The sequence below is a fragment of the Stenotrophomonas sp. I18B00994 genome, assembly GCF_014145825.1.
In the GTDB taxonomy this organism is placed as follows: domain Bacteria; phylum Pseudomonadota; class Gammaproteobacteria; order Xanthomonadales; family Xanthomonadaceae; genus Stenotrophomonas; species Stenotrophomonas maltophilia.
The window spans coordinates 121,373-143,891 of sequence record NZ_JACIUW010000002.1 but is presented as its reverse complement, the minus strand read 5'-3'; the positions used below and the strand labels follow the sequence as shown (position 1 = coordinate 143,891).

Sequence of the window (22,519 nt, the reverse complement as noted above, 5' to 3'; positions counted from 1 at the left end):
ACGGCCCGCGCAGACGGGCAGTTCAGAGGTCGGGGATGTACACGGGCGATGGGTGCGTCTTCCGCACCCGATTGGCTAAGCGTACAACCGATCAGTAAATGATAGGCATTCGCATTTTATGAATCAAGCGTGATGACCCGAGGGGCGCGTTGAGGCCTAGAACCTGAACACCACTGTCGCCGCATGCAGCAGCAGGCCGATCAGGCCACCCACCAGGGTGCCGTTGAAGCGGATGAACTGCAGGTCGCGGCCCACGCTCAGTTCCAGCTGTTCCACCAGATGGCGCTCGTCCCAGCCCTTCACGGTCTGCGCGATATGCGTGGTCACGCCTTCGCGCAGGCGGCCGGTCAGGCGTTGCGCGCCTTCCAGCAGGTGCTGGTTGAGGGCCTCGCGCAGCGCCGGGTCGGCCTGCAGGCTGGCACCGAGCGAACCCAGGCTGCGCTGCAGGTGGCCGACCAGCGCCGAGTCCTCGCGCTGCAGGTCCGCGCGCAGGCTGGCGTGGATGCGCGCCCACAACCCCTGCACGTAGTCCTGCAGGGCCGGATGGTCGATCATTTCCTGCTTGAGCTGTTCGATGCGCTCGGCCAGGGCCGGGTCCTCGCGCAGGCGCTGCACGTAATTCTGCAGCCAGCTCTCGTAGTCCTGGCGCAGCGGATGCTGCGGCTCGGCCAGTACCTGCTGCAGCTCTTCCAGTACCGCGCGGGCCAAGCGCTCGGCCAGGCTGTCGCCGATCTCGTCAATCGGCTTGACCCAGTTCACCGTGCTCGACAGCGTCGGCCATTCGCGCTGGATGTAACGCACGATCAGCTGCGAGGCGCGTTCTTTCACCTCGGGCTGCTCGAGCCAGCGGCCCAGCCGCTGCAGGCCTTCGTCCAGCACGCGCTGGTGGCGACCATCGGCGGTCAGCAGGGCCAGCAGCTCACCGGCAGTGGCAGCGGCATTCCACTGCCGCAGCTGCTGCACAACGAAGCCGTGCAGCTGCCGGCGCACGGCGGTTTCGTCGAAGAAATCCAGTGCCTGCAGCGCCCAGCCGCGGGCCATGTCGGCCAGCATGCGCGAGCGTGCCGGGTCGGCCAGCCAGCTGCCGAGGCGGCTGGCCGGATCGAACACCTGCAGCTTGGCCAGCAGCACGCCCGGCTCCAGGAACTGGTCGCGCACGAACAGCGCAAGGCTGTCGCCGATGCGTTCCTTGCTGCGCGGGATGATCGCGGTGTGCGGGATCGGCAGGCCCATCGGCCGCCGGAACAGCGCGACCACGGCGAACCAATCGGCCAGTGCGCCCACGGCTGCGGCCTCGCAGAACGCCGAAACCCAGGCCCAGATGCCGCGCTCGCCCTGCCAGTGGCTGACCGCGAAACCGGCCAGCATCAACAGCAGCAGGCCCAGCGCGAGGGCTTTCAGGCGCCGCAGCTGAGCGCGGCGCGGATCGTTGGCAGACGTCATGCCGGAAGTCTAACCGGCACGGCATGAGCATCTGGTAGTGCCGGCCGCTGGCCGGCATCCTCAACGCAGCCGATACGTTCATGGCGTTGCCGGCCAGCGGCCGGCACTACCCCTTGGTTCAGAGCGCTTCCAGTTGCTTGCGCAGCGCGGCCAGTTGCGCGCGCAGGGTGTCGTTCTCGCGGGTCAGCGCGACCACCCGACGGCGCAGCGCCGGTGCGTCCTCGCCCAGCTGCTCCAGCGCCGACAGCACCTCGGCATCGCGGCTGGCGATCTCGTCCTCATTTGCCTCCTCGAAATCCATCTCGGCTGCTTCCGGCTTCGGCGCACGCGGCTTGCGCTTGGACTCGCGCACGCGCTTGGCGGCCTGCTTCAGCTCGTCCTTGCCACCGGCGGCGGCGGCGCGCTGCTCTTCTTCCGGCAGGTCAGCTACGGCGGCGGCGGCGCTGATCGAGATCACGCCGGCCTTGACCGCTTCCACCACCTCGGCCGCGGCCTGGGCGTGGATGCGCTCGATCATGCCAACCTGGCTGGTGCTCAGCTTGGCTTCGCGGGCCAGCTCGGCGCGGCTGATCTTCGGCGCCGGTTCCCACGGCGGGCTGTCTTCACCGGCCTCATCGGTGGCGTCGGCAGTGCCATCGCTCTCGCGCTGCAGCTGCGCCTGCTCGATCTGCTTGCGGGCGGCCAGGATGTCGCGCTTGCGCAGCGCCAGCACGCCGCGCTGGAAGTCGGACACGCTGCGACGGCCCAGGTGCTGCTCGATCATCCACAGGTGCACGTCTTCCATGCTCTGGAAGCGGGTGTTCTGTACGGTGTTGAAGGGCAGGCCATGCTTCTGGCAGATGCCGAAGCGGTTGTGGCCGTCGACCAGTACGTTGCCCCACAGGACCAGCGCGTCACGACAGCCCTCGGCCAGGATGCTGCGCTCCAGCGCGTCATGTTCGTCCGCAGTCAGCGGGTCGATATAGGCCTTGAGTTCTTCTTTGACGACGATATCCATGGGCACGGCAGCGAGCAGGAGCGGAACCGCCCATTGTACCCGCTCGCCGCCGCCGGCCAGGGCTCAGGCAGTGGCCCGGATCATCTCGCCCAGCGTGCCGGTGATCTGGTCGATCTGCGCCTTGTCCACGATCAGCGGGGGCGACAGCGCGATGATGTCACCGGTACAGCGCACCAGCAGCCCGCCGTCGTGGAAGCAGCGCCGATAGACCTCGTAGCCCCGGCTGCCCGGCGCATCGCGGCGAGGCGCCAGCTCGACCGCGCCGACCAGACCGAAGTTGCGGATGTCGATCACGTTGGGGAGGCCCTGCAGCGCATGCAGCCGTTCCTGCCAGTACTCGCCCAGCTCGATGGCGCGCTCGAAAAGGCGCTCCTCGGCGTAGACCTCCAGCGTGGCCAGTGCGGCCGCGCAGGCCAGCGGATGCCCCGAATAGGTATAGCCATGGAACAGCTCGATGGCCTGTGGCGGTGCCTGCATCAGGGTTGCATGCACGGCGTCGCTGGCCAGCACGCCGCCCAGTGGCACTGCGCCGTTGCTGACCGCCTTGGCGAAGGTCAGCAGGTCGGGGGTGACCCCGAAGCGCTGTGCGGCGAATGGCATGCCGACCCTGCCGAAACCGGTGATGACCTCATCGAACACCAGCAGGATGCCGTGGTGGTCGCACAGCTCGCGCAGGCGCTGCAGGTAGCCCGGCGCCGGCAGAATCACCCCGGCGGAACCGGCAATGGGTTCGACGAAGACCGCCGCGATGGTTGAGGCATCATGCAGTGCGATCAGTCGTTCCAGGTCATCGGCCAGCTCGGCGCCCTGGCGCGGCAGGCCTTTGCTGAACGCATTGCGCTGCAGGTCCAGGGTGTGGCGCAGGTAGTCCACGCCGCCCAGCTGCAGGCCGAACGCCCTGCGGTTGTTGGGCAAGCCGCCCAGCGCCATGCCGCCGAAGCCCACGCCGTGGTAGGCCTTCTCGCGGCTGATGAAACGCGTGCGCTGGCCCTCGCCACGCTGGCGGTGGTAGGCCAGCACGATCTTCATCGCGGTATCCACCGCCTCCGAGCCGGAGCTGGTGAAGAACACATGGTTCAGTGGCGTCGGCGCCAATGCGGCCAGTCGCTGCGCCAGCGCGAAGGCCGGCGGTGAGCCCATCTGGAAGGCCGGCGAGTAGTCGAGCGTGCGTGCCTGCTCGACGATGGCCTCGACGATGCGTGGGCGGGCATGGCCCGCGTTGCAGCACCAGAGGCCGGCGGTGCCATCGAGGATCTGGCGGCCGTCGACATCCTCGTAGTGCATGCCCTCGGCACGCACCAGCACACGCGGCGCGGCCTTGAACTGGCGGTTGGCGGTGAACGGCATCCAGTACGCCTCAAATGACTCCGGGCGTTGGGTAGCCAGATCGTGCAGGTCGCTCGCGGAACGCTTCATGCCAGCTCCATCGGGTCCGATGGGGGAAATGTAGCGCAGCCACGTCACGGCGGAGTCGCGGCCGCGCCGGTATAACCGGGGAAACTGTTCCGAGGAGCCCGACATGGCCGACTTTCCCGACCGCAGCCACTGGCAGGTGCTGGCCCAGCAGCTTTCGATGCCCGCACAGGCCTTCATTGATGGTCGCTACACCGACGCTGCCAGCGGCGCGCGCTTCGACTGCATCAGCCCGATTGATGGGCGCGTGCTGGGGGTGGTCGCCGACTGCGATGCAGAGGACGTAGAGCGCGCAGTTCGGTCGGCGCGGCGTGCCTTCGATGCGGGCCACTGGTCAGAGGCCAGCCCGGCCCATCGCAAGCGGGTGTTACTGGCCTTGGCGGCATTGGTGGAAAAGCACGCTGATGAGTTGGCCCTGCTGGAAACCCTGGACATGGGCAAGCCGGTGCGCGACGCACGCCGTATCGACCTGCCCGGCGTGGTGCGCTGCCTGCGCTGGACCGCCGAAGCGGTGGACAAGCTGTACGGCGAAGTCGCACCGACTGGCCCACACGAGCTGGGCCTGGTCACGCGCGAGCCAGCCGGCGTGGTCGCAGCGATCGTGCCATGGAACTTTCCGTTGCTGATGGCCTGCTGGAAGATCGCGCCTGCGCTGGCCATGGGCAATTCGGTGGTGCTCAAGCCTTCCGAGCGGTCGCCCTTGAGTGCGTTGCGATTGGCCGCGCTGGCCGCTGAGGCGGGCCTGCCGGACGGCGTGCTGAACGTATTGCCAGGCCACGGTACGCGCGTCGGTGAACCGTTGGCGCTGCACATGGATGTGGACGTGCTGGCCTTCACCGGTTCCACCGCCACCGGCGCGAAGCTGCTGGAGCATGCGGGACGGTCCAACCTCAAGCGGGTCTGGCTGGAATGCGGTGGCAAAAGCCCGCACCTGGTGTTCGCCGACGCACCGGACCTGGACGTAGCAGCCAAGGCCGTGGCGCAGGGCATCTTCTTCAACCAGGGCGAAGTCTGCACCGCCGGCTCGCGGCTGCTGGTGCAGCGCTCGATCCGTGAGGACTTCGTGCACCAGGTGATTGCCTACGGCCAGCATATGCAGCCGCAGCATCCACTGGAGGCCGATGCACCGATGGGCGCGTTGGTCGATGCCGCGCACGTGGACAAGGTGCTGGCCGATATCGCACGGGCCGAAGGCGAGGGCGCCCGCCTGCTGCTCGGCGGCCATCGGGCCGAGGTGGAGGCCGGCGGCTGCTATGTGCAGCCCACGGTGTTCGACCAGGTGCGTCCGGACCACGCGTTGGCACGCGAGGAGGTGTTCGGCCCGGTGCTGGCGGTGCTTGGTTTCGAGGATGAAGCGGAGGCAGTGCGCGTGGCCAATGACAGCCGCTATGGGTTGGCGGCGGGCCTGTGGACACGCGACCTCGGCCGCGCCCATCGCGTCGCACGCCAGCTGCGCGCCGGCAGCGTGTGGGTGAACGGCTGGGATGGTGGCGACATGACCGCACCGTTCGGTGGCTACAAGCAGTCCGGCAATGGGCGCGACAAGTCACTGCATGCGTTCGACAAGTACAGCGAGATCAAGGCCACCTGGATCCAGCTGTAACGACGTGGCTGCTTGACCGCTGTTCGTTCTTTGTAGCGTCGAGCCCTGCTCGACTGCTTCTCGCGAAGAGCAGTCGAGCCTTGCTCGACTCTACAGAAGGCAGACAGCCGTCGAGCTACCGGCAGCGGGCACTCACCTGCAGCACTGCCGCACGCAGCATGTCGCGATCGGCTTCTTCGACGGCATTCTGGAAGTAATCCATGTCCTGCCGGCCCAGTTCGCACGGGTCGACGATGTATCCCGGCGGCCAAAGCCCCAGCAGTTGCGCCACGCCATGCACGATCTGCTCGGGGCTCATCTGCCGACGGATCCGGAAGTAATTGCGGCGAGGCCCGAACGCAGGATGGACCTCGCGCCGACCGATCAGGCGCGGCGCCAAGCCAGCTGCGCTGATGCCGTCACCACCGTCGATGCTGCCCGCAGGCAGGCTCAGGATCAGTGGCGCCACTGCAGCCACGTTCCCCGGGGCAGGCAGGGCGCTCTCTGCCTGTGCAACCGGGGCAGGGCGGGGCATCATCGATGCGGCCGGACGCGTCATCTTTGCGGAGGGCAAGGCGGGCTGTTGAGGTACCGGCGCCGGCGGTTCCGGTGGCAGCCAATGCAGCGAGATCCGCGGGCCCTCACCGCTACGCAGTTCGATCCGGCCGCTGTCCAGCAGCCACAGAGCGAGCCCGCCATGCACCAGCAGTACCACCAGCCATGCCGCCATGCGCGGCAGCTTCGGCGAATCGGAGCATGACAACGCAACTGCAGCCATGGGCAAGGCATCCATGCAGGGACCGGTGGCGCAGCCTGGCCGGCGGCCGGAAAAATTCCGTTGGCATCGGTGTCGGCTGAAACCATCGTCCCGTGCGGCCATCGGCCCGTGGCAGAATCGGGCGATCCGCCGTTACCCGTGTTGCCGATGTCGACGATCACTGCTGCCGCGCCGCCCGTGAATTCCCCCCTTCGTGTCCTGCTGGCCAGCCTGATCGGCACCACCATCGAATTCTTCGATTTCTATATCTACGCCACGGCCGCCGTGCTGGTGTTCCCGCACCTGTTCTTTCCGGACAGCAGTGAGCAGGCGGCCCTGCTGCAGTCACTGGCGACCTTCGCGGTGGCGTTCATCGCGCGTCCGGTCGGCTCGGCGGTGTTCGGCCATTTCGGCGACCGCATCGGCCGCAAGGCCACCCTGGTCGCCGCGCTGCTGACCATGGGCCTGTCCACGGTGCTGATCGGCCTGCTGCCGACCCATGCGCAGATCGGGCTGTGGGCGCCGGCGCTGCTGGCGCTGTGCCGTTTCGGCCAGGGCCTGGGGCTGGGCGGCGAGTGGGGTGGGGCGGTGCTGCTGGCCACCGAGAATGCGCCGCCGGGCAAGCGCGCCTGGTACGGCATGTTCCCGCAGCTGGGCGCACCGCTCGGCTTCCTGCTGTCGGCCGGCATCTTCCTCGTGCTCGGCCGCTGCCTGAGCCAGAACGACTTCCTGCAGTGGGGCTGGCGCATTCCGTTCGTGGCCAGCGCGCTGCTGGTCGGCCTCGGCCTGTGGGTGCGCCTGAACATCCACGAGACGCCGGACTTCAAGAAGGCGCTGGAGCGCAAGGCGCCGGTGCGGTTGCCGATGTGGACGGTACTGCGTGACCACCCGGTACCGATGCTGCTCGGCACGCTGGGTGCGTTCGCCACCTTCGTGCTGTTCTACCTGATGACGGTGTTCAGTCTCGGCCATGGCACCGCGGTGCTGGGCTACAGCCGCGAGCAGTTCCTGCTGATGCAGATGGCCGGCATGCTGTTCTTCGCGCTGGGCATCCCGCTGTCGGCGCGCTATGGCGACCGTTGGGGCACGCGGCGCACGATGATTGTTGCCAGCGTACTGATCGTCGGCTTCGGCGTACTGTTCGCACCGTTGTTCCAGCCGCACAGCCCGTGGCTGGTCACCGCCTTCCTGTGCCTGGGCCTGTTCCTGATGGGGCTGACCTACGGCCCCTGCGGTACCTTCCTGGCCGAGATCTACCCGGTGGAGGTGCGCTACACAGGTGCCTCGCTGTCCTTCAATCTGGCCGGCATCCTCGGTGCGGCACCGGCGCCGTACCTGGCCACCTGGCTGGCCGAACGCTTCGGCCTGGTCGCGGTCGGCTACTACCTGTGCCTGACTGCGGTGGCGACCCTGTGCGCGCTGGTGGCACTGCACCGGCGCGCGCTGCGGCTCAACCAAAGAAGCGCTTGAGCGTGCGACCCAGCCAGCCGCCGCCCTGGTGTTCGCGGGCGAACTGGTTCAGGTGCGCCTTGACCTGTTCGGCATAGGCCTGGTCGTCGCCGCGGATGTGGTTGAACAGCCAGCGCGAGAGCATGGTGCGCAGCTCGTCACTGATGTCCTCGCCGGCCTGGAAGCGCATGCGGTACTCCGAGACACGCTTGATGAAGACCTCATGCACGCGTTTATGCGCGGCACAGAACGGGTAGCCCGCTTCCTCCATCAGCTCTTCCTCGAACGCGAAGTGCGACATGGTGTAGTCCACCACCTCGTCGATCACTTCACCCACTGCGGCACGCTGCATGCTGGCCTGGGCCACGTGCAGGTGGTTGAGCATTTCGATGATGCGGCGGTGTTGTTGGTCGATCACATCGATGCCGATGTTCAGATCGTCCTGCCAGACCAGTAGTGCCATCCCCGGCTCCCCTTCATGCGTATGTCGGGGCCGACTGTAGAGCCGCCCTGCGCGGGCGGCGTTGATCTGGATCAAAGCGTACCGGTCAGGGCAGCGCCGGCTCGCGTGGGCGCAGCGGGCTGGCGACCGTGGTGCAGCTGACCCGGTTGCGGCCACCGGCCTTGGCCAGGTACAGCTGGCGGTCGGCTTCGGAGATCAGCCGGTGCAGTGCATCGCGCTGCGGGCGCAGGCAGCACAGCCCGATGCTGACCGTCATGCGCAGCGTGGCGGTGCCGATGTCCACCTCCAGCGCGGCGATGCGCTGGCGCAGCTCCTCGAAGTACAGCAGCGCCTCGTCCTGCTCCATGTCCGGCACCAGCAGGCAGAATTCCTCGCCGCCGAAGCGCGCGATCAGGTCGTGGCTGCGTGCATGCGTGGCCACCGCGCCGGCCACCGCGCGCAGCGCATCGTCGCCGGCTTCGTGGCCATGGGTGTCATTGATGTGCTTGAAGTGGTCGATGTCGATCATCGCTACCGCCACGCACTGGCCGTGCAGCTGCAGCTGCGGCAGCTGGCGCTGGCTCTGCTCCAGGAAGCAGCGGCGGTTGGGCAGGCCGGTGAGGAAATCGCGGGTGGCCAGGTCCTGCAGGGTGCCGATCAGCTCCAGCTGGTCCACATTCTGCGAGACCCGGCAGAAGAATTCCTCGCGCGAGAACGGCTTGCGCAGGAAATCGTTGGCGCCGTTCTTCAGGAAGCGCGGAATCAACGATGCATCGGTATTGCCGGAGATGCCGATCACCGCCACCTTGTCGCGCGAGCGCAGGGTGCGCAGGCGGCGGGTGAACTCCACGCCCTGCATGCCCGGCATTTCCTGGTCGACCACGGCCAGGCGGATCGCCGGATGCGCCTCGATCGCGGCCAGGCCTTCGTTGCCATCGGCCGCTTCGTGCACCTCATGGCCGTACATGCGCAGCAAGGCTGCGGCATAACCGCGCGCGGACGGTGAGTCGTCCACCACCAGCGCGGCGATGCGCCGGTTGCGCTCCAGCCGCTGCACCAGCCACACCAGGTAATCGATGCTGCCGGGAGTGTTCTTCAGCACGTAGTCGATGATCTGCTGCTGCAGCACGCGCTTGCGCAGGTCCTCGTCGTACACGCCGCTGACCACCACGGTGGGCAGGTCGCGCTTGAGGAAGAACTCGACCACCGCGTCGCGGTCGCCATCGGCCAGGACCAGCCCGGTCAGTACCAGGAACCAGCCGCCACCTTCGCTCAGCAGGCGGTCGGCCTCGGCCAGGGTGGAGGCGATCACCACCGGCAGTTCCAGGCGCTGCTCGATGGCCTCGCGCAGCATGCCGGTGAAGGCGCGGGAGTTTTCGACCAGCAGGATCCGCTGCGGCAGCGGATCGGCCAGGTCGCCATCGACGGCGGCCTGCGGCAGGACGGGCATGATGCGGTGGCTCACGAGGGAGGGGCTCGGCACGGATAACGGCGGTTTCGGGTGTAACTTTAGCGGCGAACGTTGCGCGCCGGGCCAGATTCCGCGTCAGGCCGCCGCTGGCGACGCGTGGGTGATCGGTTCATGCAGGACCAGCCGCAGCCGATTGCCGCGGCAGTGGACCGTTCCGCCGTAGGCAAGCATCCGTCCGGCCAGGCGCTCGACGGCCTGTTGGGTGGTACGCGTGGAAAGCGGGCAACCACGGTCGAGCAGGCTCACCACGGCAACAATGCCGCGATGCTTGCCTGCCCGACCGCTTCGGGCGCGCACGCAGACCTGCCCGGTTTCCAGTTCCAGCAGAAGTGAAACCGCCTCGATCAGCGAGCGATAGATGGCCAGTTGCAGATCCACGGTCAGCAGGCAGGGATTGCCCGCCAGCCTGGGTGGAATGACGCGATGCGTGTTGTTCCAGATTTCGCATGCACCGCCGGCTTGCAGCGCGATGTAGAGCCCGACCTGCTCCAGTCCGGTGGGATAGACCAGGCTGGCCTGTTCGCGAAACAGCCGTGAATGTACCGACGACGCGTGCTGCAGGCTGTTTGCGACCGCATGGTGGCCTTGGGACTTCAGCCAGCTGACCATCTCGCTGAGCGAATTGTCCATGCCCTCGCCCAGGTGCTTCAGGTGGACGGCCCGTTCACGCAGCTCACGCTCGCTGGTCTGAAGTGAGCCGCGTGCCAGGCGCAGCGTGGTTGCCTCGGCCAGGCCGCGGGACCGGGCGCGCTGATGGTGATAGCTGATGCTGGAACCGAGTGCCAGCAGTGCGACACTCATCACCGCCATGTTCTGTTGGGTGGCGAACGTGCCCAGGTCGAACGAGGAAGGCAGGCCAGTGCTGGGCGTTGCGCCGTGCAGGGGGAGGTTCAACAACGGAATCGCGATGGCTGCGCCGCGCCACCCGTGCATGAAGGTCAGGGCGATGGCGGGCAGGGCGGCCAGCAGCACCATGTGTGTCCGCGTCGTGTGGGCGCCGGCGCGTGTCAATTGCATGCACAGGCCCAGCACCAGCATCACCAGGATCGCCGAGGCGGTAGGGGCGACGAAACGGTCTGTCCAACCGGGGTCGGCCTGCCGCCGCGACCAGAGGAATGCCAACGGTACCAGGGTGATGATGGCGGCGAAGTGGCCAAAGATCGTCCGGTCGACCGCGTCCAGCAGGTTGCTGGGTGGTGGGTTCGACCATAGGACATATGAAATGCCCAGGTTGAGGCCCGGCACGAACAACGCTGTGCAGAACGACAGCGACAGCAGCCACAGACCGGTAGCTGCTTCGGACGGCATTCTCATCCGATGCAGGTAGACCACCAGCATCGCCATCGGCATCAGCAGCGTCGAAGCCAGGATGACCCAATCCAGGCCGTAGGTGTCGATCATGGGGATGCGCAGCGTTGCAAAGTACGCGTACTCGCCCAGCAGCAGGTAGGGCCACAGGCGGGTCGGGACGATCAGCAGTGCCGCTGCGCGGATGCCCGCCGGCAGGAAGAACTGATCCAGCGAAAACTGACGCGAGCCGAGGCAGCTCAGCGCATAGACGGCCGCGAGTGCGATGCCGGCTGGCCGGATACGGAAGCTCAGTTCAACTGCCTTCTTGAATCGGTCCAAACCCGAGCCTCCCTTGCTCGTGACATGGCAGCGGCCGTGCGGGTTGCTTGAACGCGCCATGACGCGCCATTGGATGACAGTATGGATGGAAGCAGGGGGGCGCAATTGCACGCCGGCGCCAGATCCTGACGGGGTGGATTCGGCGCCGACCAAAGATCACTTTCGCGCAATGATCTGCAGATCCTTTCACCGGGATAGTCAGATCGCGGCCCGGGGGGCGCCAGTGTCCATGGAGCGTGTGCTTTCCCTCAAGGCTTCAGTAGTGCCTGCCTGGCGGGGAGCGTCCCGTGCTTCGGTCAACACCATCCTGAGCCTGTTGCCACTCAGGTCCATGTGGCCAGCGTGTGCGAGCACTCGGCCCAGCAGCTGCTCGTTTGCCAGCGCCTTTGCACGGCCTCCCAGTGATGCGTGGCGGTCCAGAAGAGCCACGCAGATGAAGGCACCACGCTTCCGGATGGAGCTTCCGCAGCGGATACTGACCGAGATCTGTCCACACTCGCACTTCAATAGAAGCGAGACCGCATCGACCACGAGTCGATAGGCAGCAAGCTGCAGGCCGACCCCGAGTGCGCAGGGGTCACCCTTCAACCTCGGCTGGCCGATGCGATGCGTAGCATTCCATGCCTCGCGCACCCCGCCAGCCTGCAACGCCACGTACAGGCCCAGCTGTTCCAGGGCGGCGGGATAGATCATGCTGGCCTGGGCCCGGAACAGGCGCGAATGCACCTCCGAGGTATGCCGCAGGCTGTCGGCCACGGCGTGATGACCCTGCGCATGCAGCCAGTTCACCATTTCGTTCAGCGACAGGTCCATGCCATCGCCCAGCTGGCGCAGGTGTGCCGCGCGTTCGCGCAGGTCCATCTCGCTGGCCAGGTGTGAATTCCGCGCAAGCTGCAGGGCCGCTCTGCCATCTTCCTCGCGCAGCCGGTGCTGGTTCTGGAAGTGGGTGATGCGCGCACCCAGCAACAGCAGGGCGATGCTGGCGATGGCCATGGCCTGCTGGGTAGCGAAGGTAGCCGGGTCGAATGCCGTCGGATGGTCGGCGGGGGTGCTGAGGCCAAGAATCATGTTAACGGCGGCGACACCGATGGCCGCACCGCGCCATCCCAGCAGGCAGGTCAGGGCGATCGCGGGAATAGGCAGGATCAACAGCAGCTGCAGCGAGCCGGGGGCCGTGATCGAGGCCGGTACCGGCGTCGCCTGCAGGCCAATGACCAGCATGGCGCCGAGTGCTGCGACCGTGGCCGCGACAGACCCGGTTGTCCATTTTTCCTCGGCGCGGCGGATCCACAGCAATGCCAGGGGTGCCAGGATCAGGATGCCGGTGAAGTCGCCCAGCGCATAGCGCAATACGTTGGTGATGAATGACGCGTTCTGCAACGGCTCCCAGAGCAGGTACGAGATTCCCAGGTTGAGCAGACTGATGACCGTCGCGGCGCATACCGCAATGGAGATCACGCCGACGATCGTGGTGCGTGCCAGCAGTTTCCGGTGCAGGCGCACGATCAGCATCACGGCAGGCATCAGGAACACCGAGGCCAGGATTACCCAGGTCAGGTTGTATTTGCTGATCAGGGGGATGCGCAGATGCGCGAAGTAGGCGTATTCACCCATCAGCAGGTAGGGCCAAAGACGGGGCGGGCACAGCAACAGCGCGGCCACCCGCACGCCGGCAGGCAGGAAGAACTGGTCCAGTGACAGCTTGCGCGCACCCCAGCAGGCGAGGGCATAGAGCAGCGCCAGCGCCAGCCCTTCGGGGCTGACCCGTATCCTCACCAGCAGGCCGTCCTTCCACCACTGCATCCACGTGCTCCCCAGCTCCTGCGCCGATTATGTGGCTGGGAAGGGCCCCGCTACCACAACGCATCCCGCAGCTTGTACCACGACATCGCCGCCACCAGCAGGGGCGTGCGGAGCAGCCGGCCGCCGGGGAAGGGCGCATGCCGCAGGCGCTGGAACACGTCCAGGCGCTCGCTCTGGCCGGCGATGGCGGCGGCGATCACCTCGCCGGCCAGTCCGGCGGCGGCCACCCCATGGCCGGAGAATCCCTGCGCGAAGTACAGGTTGCCGTCCAGCCGGCCCCAGTGCGGGGCGCGGTTGCGGGTGATGTCCACGTAGCCACCCCAGACCTGGTCCAGCACCACGTCGGCCAGCTGCGGGAAGACGTCGTGCATGCGTCGCTGCATCACCCCGCGCAGGCCGGGCGGGGGCAGTGCCGAGTAGCTGGCGCGGCCGCCGAACAGCAGGCGGTGGTCGTGGCTGAGGCGGAAGTAGTCCAGTGCCCAGGCGGTGTCGGCCACGGCCATGTTGTTGCCGATCAGGGCGCGGGCACGTTCTGCACCCAGTGGCTCACTGGCACCGATATAGGTGCCCACCGGCATGATCCGCCGTTCCAGCTCGGGCAGCAGGCCCTGCAGCCAGGCATTGCCGGCCACCACCAGATGCATGGCGCACACGCTGCCCTGGGCAGTGTGCAGGCTCGGCCGTGGCCCGCGCTGGATGCGCACGACGGGCGAATCCTCGTGGATGACCACACCTGCCGCGCGCGCTGCATCGGCCAGACCGCGTGCATACGCCAGCGGGTGCAGGTGTGCGCTGAGCGGGTCGAACATCGCGGCGCGGTAGCGCGGGCTGTCCAGCTGCGCGCGCAGAGCGTCACGGCTCCACCACTGCATGGGGTAGTCGTAGTGGCGTTGCAGGTGCTCGCAGTTGGCGTGCAGGTCACGCTCGTGGCGTTCACGGATGGCCACGCTGGCGTGGCCTTCAACCCAATGGCAGTCGATGCGGTGGCGATCGATGCGCGTGCGCATCGCCTGCACCGCGTCGCGCGACCAGTCGAACAGGTGGCGTGCATCATCACGACCCAGCTGACGCTCCAGTTCGTCCACCTCGCAGCCGTAGCCGACCAGCGCCTGGCCACCATTGCGGCCGGACGCGCCCCACCCGATCCGCTGCGCCTCCAGTACCACCACGCGCTGGCCACGTGAGGCCAGTTCCAGGGCCGCGGTCAGGCCGGTGTAGCCCGCACCAAGCACTGCCACATCGGCCTGAACCTCGCCCTGCAGCGGGGGCAGCGCGGGTGGTTCGGGCAGGCTGGCGGCGTACCAGCTGGGCGGGAACGCGGCACTCACCGCAGGCCTCGCGGGCGCAGTGCGGGAGAGGAGAGCGGGGGAGGACGATCAGCATTCACCCGAGTAGTTTCGCCGATGCGTGACAGCCATGTTGTGACGGCGACGACTTGCCGCCTTCGCCGGACGGCGGGTAACGTGTCGGCACGCCAAGGAGTTTTCCCATGCGCCGCCTGCCCTGGGTGGGCCTGCCCACCGACAGCACCGTGCTCGGCCATCACCGTTTCGCGGTGGCCGGCGAGAAGTACGTGCGCGCGCTGGCCGAGGCCGCCGAGGTGACCCCGGTACTGTTGCCGAGCGTGCAGCCGCCGCTGCCGGCCGGCGACTGGCTGCAGGGGCTTGATGGCCTGCTGTTGACCGGTGCGGTCAGCAACATCGAACCGCAGCATTACGACGGCGGTCGCAGCTGGCCGGGCAATCCGCATGACCCGGCCCGTGACGCCAACGCGTTCGCGCTGCTGCACGAGGCGCTGGCGCTGGACCTGCCGGTGCTGGCGATCTGCCGCGGCCTGCAGGAGCTGAACGTTGCGCTGGGTGGCACGTTGCATCCGCAGGTGCACGCGGCGCCCGGTCTTTCGGATCATCGTGAAGACCCGAAGGCGCCGGTTGATGTGCAGTACGGGCCGGCCCATGCGGTCGCCCTGGCGGCGGATGGCTGGCTGGCGCAGTGGCAAGGCGGTGACCGCGCACAGGTCAATTCGGTTCACGGGCAGGGCATCGACCGACTGGCACACGGGCTGCAGGTCGAGGCCAGGGCCGATGATGGACTGGTCGAGGCAGCGCGCAGCCCACACCATCGTTTCGTGCTCGGCGTACAGTGGCACCCGGAGTGGCGTGTCATGGACTCGCCGTTCTATCACGCTATTTTCCGTGCGTTCGGCCAAGCTTGCCGGCAGCACCAACAGAACCGACTGGATTCCCGATGAGTTCCCGAACGCGCCCGCGCAAGACGGCTACGCCCCCCGCACCGCAGGAAAGCAGCCTGCTGCGCTGGCTGAAGGAGCGGCGCATCACCGAGGTCGAATGCCTGGTCCCGGACATCACCGGCAACGCGCGCGGCAAGATCATTCCCGCCGACAAGTTCTCGCATGATTACGGTACGCGGCTGCCCGAAGGCATTTTCGCCACCACCGTCACCGGCGAGTTCCCTGATGACTACTACGAGCTGACCTCGCCGTCGGACTCGGACATGATGCTGCGTCCCGATCCGGACACGGTGCGCATGGTGCCGTGGGCGGCCGACGCCACCGCGCAGGTCATCCACGACTGTTACACCAAGAACGGTGAGCCGCACGAGCTGGCGCCACGCAACGTACTGCGCCGCGTGCTGGCGGCCTACGCCGAGCTGGGCCTGCGCCCGGTGGTGGCGCCGGAGCTTGAGTTCTTCCTGGTGCAGAAGAACACCGACCCGGACTTCCCGCTGCTGCCACCGGCCGGCCGCTCCGGGCGCCCGGAAACTGCGCGGCAGTCGTACTCGATCGATGCGGTCAACGAATTCGACCCGATCCTCGACCTGATGTACGACTACGCCGATGCGATGAAGCTGGATGTGGACACGCTGATCCACGAATCCGGTGCGGCGCAGCTGGAGGTCAACTTCACCCATGCCGATGCGATGGACCTGGCCGACCAGGTGTTCCTGTTCAAGCGCACCATGCGCGAGGCGGCGATGCGCCACGGCGTGTATGCCACCTTCCTGGCCAAGCCGATGGAGAACGAGCCGGGCAGTGCCATGCACATCCACCAGAGCCTGGTGCGGGTGAGCGACGGCAGCAATGTGTTCGCTGGCGATACCGATGCCGAAGGCGAGTTCAGCCCGGTGTTCGGCCACTATCTGGGCGGCCTGCAGAAGTACGCGCCGCAGGCGATGGCGTTCTTCGCGCCGAACGTGAATTCCTACCGCCGGCTGGTGTTCGGCGAAGTCTCGCCGAGCAACGTGCACTGGGGCTTCGACAACCGCACCTGTGGCCTGCGCGTGCCGCTGGACACGCCGGAAAACATGCGCGTGGAGAGCCGCTTCGCCGGTTCCGACGCCAACCCCTACCTGGCGATGGCGGCGACCCTGGCCTGCGGCCTGCTGGGCATCCGCGAGCGGTTGGCACCGGATGCGCCGGTGACCGGCAGCGCCAAGGAGCTGGGCTACAACCTGCCGCGCTCGCTGGGCGAAGCGCTGGATGGGCTGGAGCAGTGCAGCGAACTGCAGGCCCTGCTGGGCGAGCGCTTCTGCCGGGCCTACATCTCGGTGAAGCGCAAGGAATACGAGACCTTTTTCCGTGTCATCAGCTCGTGGGAGCGCGAGTTCCTGCTGCTGAACGTCTGAGCATCCGGAATAGAAAAATCCGCCGCCGGGGGGTAGGCTGGCACCCGTCGCCGGCCCCGCCGGCCCCCCTTCCCGCATTCTGGAGCACCCGATGAAGCTGCGTATCCTCACGCTCGGCCTGGCCTCCGCCATGCTCGCCGCCTGTGGCGGTGGCAATGGCGGCGCGCAGGACAGCCAGGTCCTGAACGTCTACAACTACAGCGATTACATCGCCGAGGACACCATCCCGACCTTCGAGAAGGAGAGCGGCATCAAAGTGACCTACGATGTGTTCGACAGCGATGAGATGGTCGAGACCAAGCTGCTGGCCGGCAACAGCGGCTACGACGTGGTGGTGCCGACCCTGAACTTCTTCGGTCGCCAGATCCAGGCCGGTGTGTTCCTGCCGCTGGACAAGAGCAAGATCCCGAACCTGGCCAATCTCGATCCGGCGGTGATGAAGCGCATCGCCACCCAGGACCCGGGCAACCAGTACGGCGTGCCGTACATGATCGGCACCACCGGCATCGGCTACAACGTGGAGATGCTGAAGCAGCGTTTCGGTGGCAGCACCGACATCGCCAACAGCTGGGACCTGGTGTTCAAGCCGGAGAACATCAGCAAGATGAAGGACTGCGGCGTGACCATCCTGGACACGCCGGCCGACATGATCCCGATCGCGCTGCATTACCTGGGCCTGGACCCGCACAGCGGTGACCCGGCCGAGCTGCAGAAGGCGGCCGACCTGCTGAAGTCGATCCGACCGTACGTGCAGAATTTCCACTCCTCGCAGTACGTGGGTTCGCTGGCCAATGGCGGCACCTGCCTGGTGGTCGGCTGGTCGGGTGACATCATCCAGGCCCGCGACCGCGCCGAGGAAGCCAGCAATGGCGTGCACGTGGCCTATTCGATCCCGAAGGAAGGCGCCCCGCAGTGGTTCGACATGCTGGCGATCCCGAAGGACGCCAAGCATCCGGAGGCCGCTTACGCCTTCATCAATTACCTGCTGCAGCCGAAGGTTGCCGCGGCCAACACCAACTTCATCCACTACGCCAACCCGGTGCCGACCGCGACCCCACTGGTGGATGAGGCGATCCGTACCGACCCGACCATCTACCCGCCGGCCGACGTGGCCGCGAAGATGTTCACGTACTCGATCAACACGCCGGAAACCGACAAGCTCTACACCCGGCTGTGGACCGAGGTGAAGACCGGCCGTTGAGCCGGCCTGGTGCCGCCGGGTCATGCCCGGCGGCTGCCTTACCCTGGGTCGATGCCGGTACTCCCGCTTCGGCCCAGGTGCCGCAGGATGGCAGGCAGCAGGTCGCGTGCATCGCGACCGCCGTTGCACAGGAACGATGAACTCATCCGCTGCAGGTTGTGCATGCCGATGAAGAACAGCCCCGGTTGCGGTGAAACACCGAATTCGCCGAGCGGGTAGCCATGTGCATCCAGCGCGCCCGGTACGTCGAGCCAGGGCCATTCGGCGACGAAGCCGGTGGCCAGCACCACCGAGCGGATGCCTTCCGCCTGCAGATCCAGTTCACGCGGGGCGGCGTCCGGCTCCCAGTGCAGATAGACCTCCTCCGGAATGTAGCGGGCATCGTCGGTGCGTGGCTCGGGACGCGTGGCGTAGTACGCGCTGGCCAGCGAATCGAGATAGGCGTATTCGGCCCGCGTCGCCTCGATCGCGGTACGCAGCTGCGGGCGCACATCGGCGAAGCGGGCGACGTTTCCATCGAAGCCCTGCAACCGGCCCAGCAGCCTGATGCCCGCGCGGTGCATCGCCAGCAGGCTGATCGAGCTGCCCAGCCCACCGTTTCCCTTGCCGGAAATAAGCGGGAACTCCGCGGTGCGGGCCTTGCGCAGTGCATCCGGTTCCCCGGCAAGTACGCCCGCCGCTTCACTCACATGTTGATGGATGCGCCCGGCCATGTCCCACCAGGTCATCGAGTCCTTGCCGCGCAGCCGGCGGGTATGCGAATGCCGCTGGGCCAGTGACCAGTGCACGCTGCGACCGCTGTCGCGCAGGTCCTGGGCGATCTGCGCGCCGGACTGCCCACCCCCGATGACCAGCACGGCGCCATCGGGCAGCTGACGGGCACTGCGGTAGTCGCCCGAGTGCAGCACGGTCAGGCCTGGCGCGGGCGCGAACGGGACCCGGGGCATCCGTGCGCGGCGGTATTCGCCGGTGGCGACCACCACTGCGCGGGCATGGATCAGCCCCTGGCTGCTGTGGATGGCGTAGCCGCCGGGCCCAGGCCCAACCCGATGCACCCCGCATCCCTCGTTGATCGGCAGGGAACGCTCGTGGGCATAGTCGCGGAGGTGCCGGATCACCTCCGGGGCGCCCATGAAGCCATCCGGGTCATCGCCGGCATAGGCATGACCATGCAGGGCCATCGTCGCGTTGGCGGTGTTGGTCTGGAACGACTCCCAGCGCCGCTGCCAGCTGGCGCCCACGGTTTCGGCCTCCAGCACGCGATGCTCGACGCCGGTCTCCTGCAGGAGCGCGCTGAGCGACAACCCGGCCTGGCCGGCACCGATGATGACCAGCGGCAGCCTTGCAGGCAGGGAGCCCGGCAGGCGGGGCGGGAGAGGGGAGGGGCTGTCCGGGGAAATCACCAGAGTGGGTCCATGCAAGGCCTTTATCAGGGCCATTGCGCGGGGAATGCCCCGGGCCTTCAACAGATCCGGTTCTGAAAAACGTTGCAGATCGAGGCGTCGCCTGTGGTGTCTGGCCGGGACGGCCGCAGGGTCGTCCCGGGGAGGCCGGGCCTCTGCGCGGGCAGGCCACCATGGCGGGGGAAAACCGACACTCCTGGGGCCCCCGGGGCCGGCCAGCGGCCGCTTCCGCCTGCCGCCGTCATATCCCCTGGGCCCCCCGGCCGTTAGAATGGCGGCCGCTGTCCACCGCCCGCTCCCGGAGCCCCCATGCCCGTTGAAGCCCAGCCGGTAGCCACCGTCGTCGACACGACCGGTGCGCCCGGCTATCTCTCCATTCGTGACCTGCGCAAGGAATTCGACGGTTTCGTCGCCGTCGACGACGTCAACCTGGACGTGCGCAAGGGCGAGATCTTTGCCCTGCTAGGTGGCTCCGGCAGTGGCAAATCGACCCTGCTGCGCTGCCTGGGCGGCTTCGAGACGCCCACCAAGGGCAGCATCACCCTCGACGGCCAGCGCCTGGATGCGTTGCCGCCGTACCAGCGGCCGGTCAACATGATGTTCCAGTCCTATGCGCTGTTCCCGCACATGACGGTCGAGCAGAACATCGCTTTCGGCCTGAAGCAGGATGGCCTGGGCAAGGACGCGATCGGCAAGCGCGTCGGCGAGATGCTCGACCTGGTGCAGATGGGCCACCTGGGCAAGCGCAAGCCGCACCAGCTGTCCGGCGGCCAGCAGCAGCGCGTGGCGCTGGCGCGGTCGCTGGCCAAGGGGCCGAAGCTGCTGCTGCTGGACGAGCCGATGGGCGCGCTGGACAAGAAGCTGCGCTCGCAGATGCAGCTGGAACTGGTCAGCATCATCGAATCGTCGGGCGTGACCTGCGTGATGGTCACCCACGACCAGGAAGAAGCGATGACCATGGCCACCCGCATCGCGGTGATGGATGCCGGCTGGATCCAGCAGGTCGGCAAGCCGGACGAGGTCTACGAGCAGCCGGCCAACCGCTTCGTCGCCGAGTTCATCGGTTCGGTCAACCTGTTCGACGGGGTGATCGACGAGGACCTGCCGGAGTACGTGACCGTACGCTCGCCGCTGTTCCCGGCGCCGATCTACATCGCCCATGGCATCACCGGTTATGAAGGGCAGCCGGTCGCGTTCGCGCTGCGCCCGGAGAAGGTGATGATCGGCAAGGACGAACCGGAAGGACACACCAACAAGGCCCAAGGCGTGATCGAGGACATCGCCTACTTCGGCAGCCATTCGGTCTACCACGTGCGCCTGCCCAGCGGCGCCAAGGTACTGGCCAACTTCGCCAATTCGCAGCGCTGGGCCAGTGATGGCCTCACCTGGGGCGACGAGGTGTGGGTGCACTGGCGCGACAACGACGGCGTGGTGCTCACCTCATGAGCACCGCCGGCCTGAAGCGCTGGCTGCCGGGGCTGCGTGCCACGGTGATCGGCATTCCGTACCTGTGGCTGCTGCTGTTCTTCGCAGTGCCGTTCCTGATCGTGCTGATGATCAGCTTCTCGCTCAGCCGGGTCGGCTCGCCGCCGTACACCTGGCTGTTGCAGTACGCCGACGGCGGTTTCTCGCTGAAGCTGAACCTGGAAAACTACCTGGCGCTGTTCCGCGATTCGATCTATGCGCAGGCGTTCCTGAGCTCGATCAGGATCGCGGCGATCTCGACCTTCCTGACCCTGCTGATCGGTTACCCGATGGCCTATGCCATCGCGCGCCTGTCGCCCGCCGCGCGCAACGTGGCGATGATGCTGGTGGTGCTGCCGTCGTGGACCTCGTTCCTGATCCGCGTGTATGCGTGGAAGGCGATCCTGGACCGCAATGGCCTGCTCGACCAGTTCCTGCAGTTCACCGGCCTGCAGACGCTGATGACGTCGATGGGCCTGCCGAAACTGCAGCTGATCGACACCCCGACCGCCGCCTACATCGGCATCGTCTACTGCTATCTGCCGTTCATGGTGCTCCCGCTGTACGCCAATCTGGTCAAGCATGACCACCGCCTGCTGGAGGCGGCCTACGACCTCGGTGCCAAGCCGTGGCAGGCGTTCCTGCGCATCACCCTGCCGTTGTCCAAAGCGGGCATCATCGCCGGCTGCATGCTGGTGATGATTCCGGCGATCGGTGAATTCGTGATCCCGGAAATGCTGGGTGGCTCGGAAACGCTGATGGTGGGCCGCCAGCTGTGGAACGAGTTCTTCAACAACCGCAACTGGCCGGGCGCCTCGGCGATGGCGGTGGCGATGATCCTGTTGCTGCTGGTGCCGATCCTGCTGTTCAACCGTTCCCAGCAGCGCCTGCTGGAAGGGAAGCAGGCATGAGCCCGCGTAGCGCAAAGGGCCTGGGGCTGGGCGTGCTGCTGCTCGGCTTCGCCTTCCTGTACCTGCCGATCCTGCTGTTGATGTTCTATTCGTTCAACAGCTCGCGGCTGGCGATGGTCTGGGCCGGGTTCTCCACCCGTGCCTACAGCGACCTGTTCGCCGACCGCGCGCTGATGGATGCGATGTGGACCAGCCTGGTGGTGGCGTTCTGGACTGCCTGCACGGCCACCGTGCTGGGCACGCTGGCAGCGATGGTCATGACCCGCTTCAAGCGCTTCCGCGGCAAGCCGCTGTTCGGCGCGCTGGTCACCGCGCCGCTGGTGATGCCGGATGTGATCCTGGGCTTCTCGCTGATGGCGCTGCTGGCCTCGATGGGCGCGATTCCCGGCTTCCCGGCACGCGGCCTGGCCACCATCTGGATCGCCCACGTCACCTTCACCCTGTGCTTCGTCACCGTGGTGGTGTCCTCGCGGCTGCAGGAGATGGATCTGTCGCTGGAAGAAGCGGCGATGGACCTGGGTGCGAGCCGGCTGACCGTGTTCGGCCGTATCACCCTGCCGATCATCGCGCCGGCGCTGGTGGCGGGCTGGCTGCTGGCTTTCACCCTGTCGCTGGATGACGTGGTGGTGGCCAGCTTTGTCGCCACGCCGGGCTCGACCACGCTGCCGATGAAGGTGTTCGCCTCGGTGCGCATGGGCATCAGCCCGAAGATCAACGCGTTGGCCACGCTGCTGGTGTCGGCGGTGTCGATCGCCGCGGTGATCGGCTGGTACATCAACGCCCGCGCCGAGAAGCGGCGCCAGCGCGACCTGCAGCTGGCGCGGCAGGACAACGGCTGAGCACACGGTCTGCCGACAACGCCGGCAACACCCGGCTCACAGCCGGCGGCGCACAATGGGGGTCTTCCAG

General features: G+C 67.1%; 18 protein-coding genes. 8 read left to right on the top strand and 10 right to left on the bottom strand.

Annotated features, from left to right (window positions below):
• Nucleotides 1-156 precede the first annotated feature (156 nt).
• The 3 genes from H4O10_RS02650 to H4O10_RS02640 all read right to left on the bottom strand — a co-directional run bounded on the left by H4O10_RS02650 (nucleotide 157) and on the right by H4O10_RS02640 (nucleotide 3,856).
• Nucleotides 157-1,443: a DUF445 family protein gene (locus H4O10_RS02650; RefSeq protein ID WP_024958724.1), complete on the bottom strand. Its 1,287-nt coding sequence runs from the start codon at nucleotides 1,441-1,443 to the stop codon at nucleotides 157-159.
• Nucleotides 1,444-1,561: 118 nt separating this feature from the next.
• A complete protein-coding gene (locus H4O10_RS02645) occupies nucleotides 1,562-2,440 on the bottom strand; it encodes a hypothetical protein (RefSeq protein ID WP_005408807.1) in 879 nt (292 codons plus the stop codon).
• Nucleotides 2,441-2,503: 63 nt separating this feature from the next.
• Nucleotides 2,504-3,856 carry an aspartate aminotransferase family protein gene (locus H4O10_RS02640; protein ID WP_182680958.1) on the bottom strand — a complete coding sequence of 451 codons (1,353 nt, stop codon included), beginning with the start codon at nucleotides 3,854-3,856 and terminating at the stop codon, nucleotides 2,504-2,506.
• 103 nt (nucleotides 3,857-3,959) lie between these two features.
• Here H4O10_RS02640 and H4O10_RS02635 point away from each other — a divergent pair, with 103 nt between their 5' ends.
• The gene (locus H4O10_RS02635; RefSeq protein ID WP_012479650.1) at nucleotides 3,960-5,456 is read left to right on the top strand and encodes an aldehyde dehydrogenase; all 1,497 of its coding nucleotides are present in this window, start codon (nucleotides 3,960-3,962) and stop codon (nucleotides 5,454-5,456) included.
• A 115-nt stretch (nucleotides 5,457-5,571) separates the two neighbouring features.
• On the opposite strand, the gene H4O10_RS02630 is transcribed toward H4O10_RS02635, so the two are convergent.
• Nucleotides 5,572-6,213 (bottom strand): hypothetical protein, encoded by a 642-nt coding sequence (locus H4O10_RS02630; protein ID WP_044569750.1) that lies wholly within the window; start codon nucleotides 6,211-6,213, stop codon nucleotides 5,572-5,574.
• A 156-nt stretch (nucleotides 6,214-6,369) separates the two neighbouring features.
• On the opposite strand from H4O10_RS02630, the gene H4O10_RS02625 reads away from it, so the two are divergent.
• Nucleotides 6,370-7,662, top strand: coding sequence for an MFS transporter (locus H4O10_RS02625; protein ID WP_176394327.1), 1,293 nt, complete (start codon nucleotides 6,370-6,372; stop codon nucleotides 7,660-7,662).
• Here the strand turns inward: H4O10_RS02625 and H4O10_RS02620 are convergent.
• The 5 genes from H4O10_RS02620 to H4O10_RS02600 form a co-directional block, all read right to left on the bottom strand.
• On the bottom strand, nucleotides 7,643-8,104 hold the full coding sequence (locus H4O10_RS02620) for a bacteriohemerythrin (RefSeq protein WP_004151683.1): 462 nt from the start codon (nucleotides 8,102-8,104) through the stop codon (nucleotides 7,643-7,645). The two genes, H4O10_RS02625 and H4O10_RS02620, sit on opposite strands and share 20 nt — an antisense overlap.
• 85 nt (nucleotides 8,105-8,189) lie before the next feature.
• Nucleotides 8,190-9,533 carry a diguanylate cyclase gene (locus H4O10_RS02615; RefSeq protein WP_005408813.1) on the bottom strand — a complete coding sequence of 448 codons (1,344 nt, stop codon included), beginning with the start codon at nucleotides 9,531-9,533 and terminating at the stop codon, nucleotides 8,190-8,192.
• 96 nt (nucleotides 9,534-9,629) lie between these two features.
• Entirely contained in the window at nucleotides 9,630-11,183 is a 1,554-nt protein-coding gene (locus H4O10_RS02610) for an MASE1 domain-containing protein (RefSeq protein WP_049396229.1), read from the bottom strand.
• Between the two features lie 198 nt (nucleotides 11,184-11,381).
• Nucleotides 11,382-12,986 (bottom strand): MASE1 domain-containing protein, encoded by a 1,605-nt coding sequence (locus tag H4O10_RS02605; RefSeq protein ID WP_049396228.1) that lies wholly within the window; start codon nucleotides 12,984-12,986, stop codon nucleotides 11,382-11,384.
• A gap of 50 nt (nucleotides 12,987-13,036) precedes the next feature.
• Entirely contained in the window at nucleotides 13,037-14,314 is a 1,278-nt protein-coding gene (locus H4O10_RS02600; protein ID WP_049396227.1) for an FAD-binding oxidoreductase, read from the bottom strand.
• A gap of 161 nt (nucleotides 14,315-14,475) precedes the next feature.
• Between H4O10_RS02600 and H4O10_RS02595 the strand changes: the two genes are divergently transcribed.
• The 3 genes from H4O10_RS02595 (at nucleotide 14,476) to H4O10_RS02585 (ending at nucleotide 17,832) form a co-directional block, all read left to right on the top strand.
• Nucleotides 14,476-15,237 carry a gamma-glutamyl-gamma-aminobutyrate hydrolase family protein gene (locus tag H4O10_RS02595; protein WP_049396226.1) on the top strand — a complete coding sequence of 254 codons (762 nt, stop codon included), beginning with the start codon at nucleotides 14,476-14,478 and terminating at the stop codon, nucleotides 15,235-15,237.
• Nucleotides 15,234-16,631, top strand: a complete 1,398-nt coding sequence (locus H4O10_RS02590; RefSeq protein ID WP_005408818.1) for a glutamine synthetase family protein — start codon at nucleotides 15,234-15,236, stop codon at nucleotides 16,629-16,631. The genes H4O10_RS02595 and H4O10_RS02590 overlap by 4 nt, the downstream gene beginning before the upstream one ends.
• 91 nt (nucleotides 16,632-16,722) lie before the next feature.
• Nucleotides 16,723-17,832: a polyamine ABC transporter substrate-binding protein gene (locus H4O10_RS02585; RefSeq protein WP_005408819.1), complete on the top strand. Its 1,110-nt coding sequence runs from the start codon at nucleotides 16,723-16,725 to the stop codon at nucleotides 17,830-17,832.
• Between the two features lie 38 nt (nucleotides 17,833-17,870).
• Here H4O10_RS02585 and H4O10_RS02580 read toward each other — a convergent pair whose 3' ends face one another.
• Nucleotides 17,871-19,271 (bottom strand): NAD(P)-binding domain-containing protein, encoded by a 1,401-nt coding sequence (locus H4O10_RS02580; RefSeq protein ID WP_049396225.1) that lies wholly within the window; start codon nucleotides 19,269-19,271, stop codon nucleotides 17,871-17,873.
• A 273-nt stretch (nucleotides 19,272-19,544) separates the two neighbouring features.
• On the opposite strand from H4O10_RS02580, the gene potA reads away from it, so the two are divergent.
• From potA to H4O10_RS02565, 3 genes are read left to right on the top strand one after another with little or no spacing between them, the layout of a single operon-like run.
• The gene (gene potA, locus H4O10_RS02575; RefSeq protein WP_005408821.1) at nucleotides 19,545-20,681 is read left to right on the top strand and encodes a polyamine ABC transporter ATP-binding protein; all 1,137 of its coding nucleotides are present in this window, start codon (nucleotides 19,545-19,547) and stop codon (nucleotides 20,679-20,681) included.
• Nucleotides 20,678-21,610 carry an ABC transporter permease subunit gene (locus tag H4O10_RS02570; RefSeq protein WP_005408822.1) on the top strand — a complete coding sequence of 311 codons (933 nt, stop codon included), beginning with the start codon at nucleotides 20,678-20,680 and terminating at the stop codon, nucleotides 21,608-21,610. Before potA ends, H4O10_RS02570 begins: the two co-directional genes overlap by 4 nt.
• Complete coding sequence (locus tag H4O10_RS02565) at nucleotides 21,607-22,449, top strand: ABC transporter permease subunit (protein WP_005408823.1); 843 nt, start codon at nucleotides 21,607-21,609, stop codon at nucleotides 22,447-22,449. The genes H4O10_RS02570 and H4O10_RS02565 overlap by 4 nt, the downstream gene beginning before the upstream one ends.
• The last annotated feature ends 70 nt before the right edge of the window (nucleotides 22,450-22,519 follow it).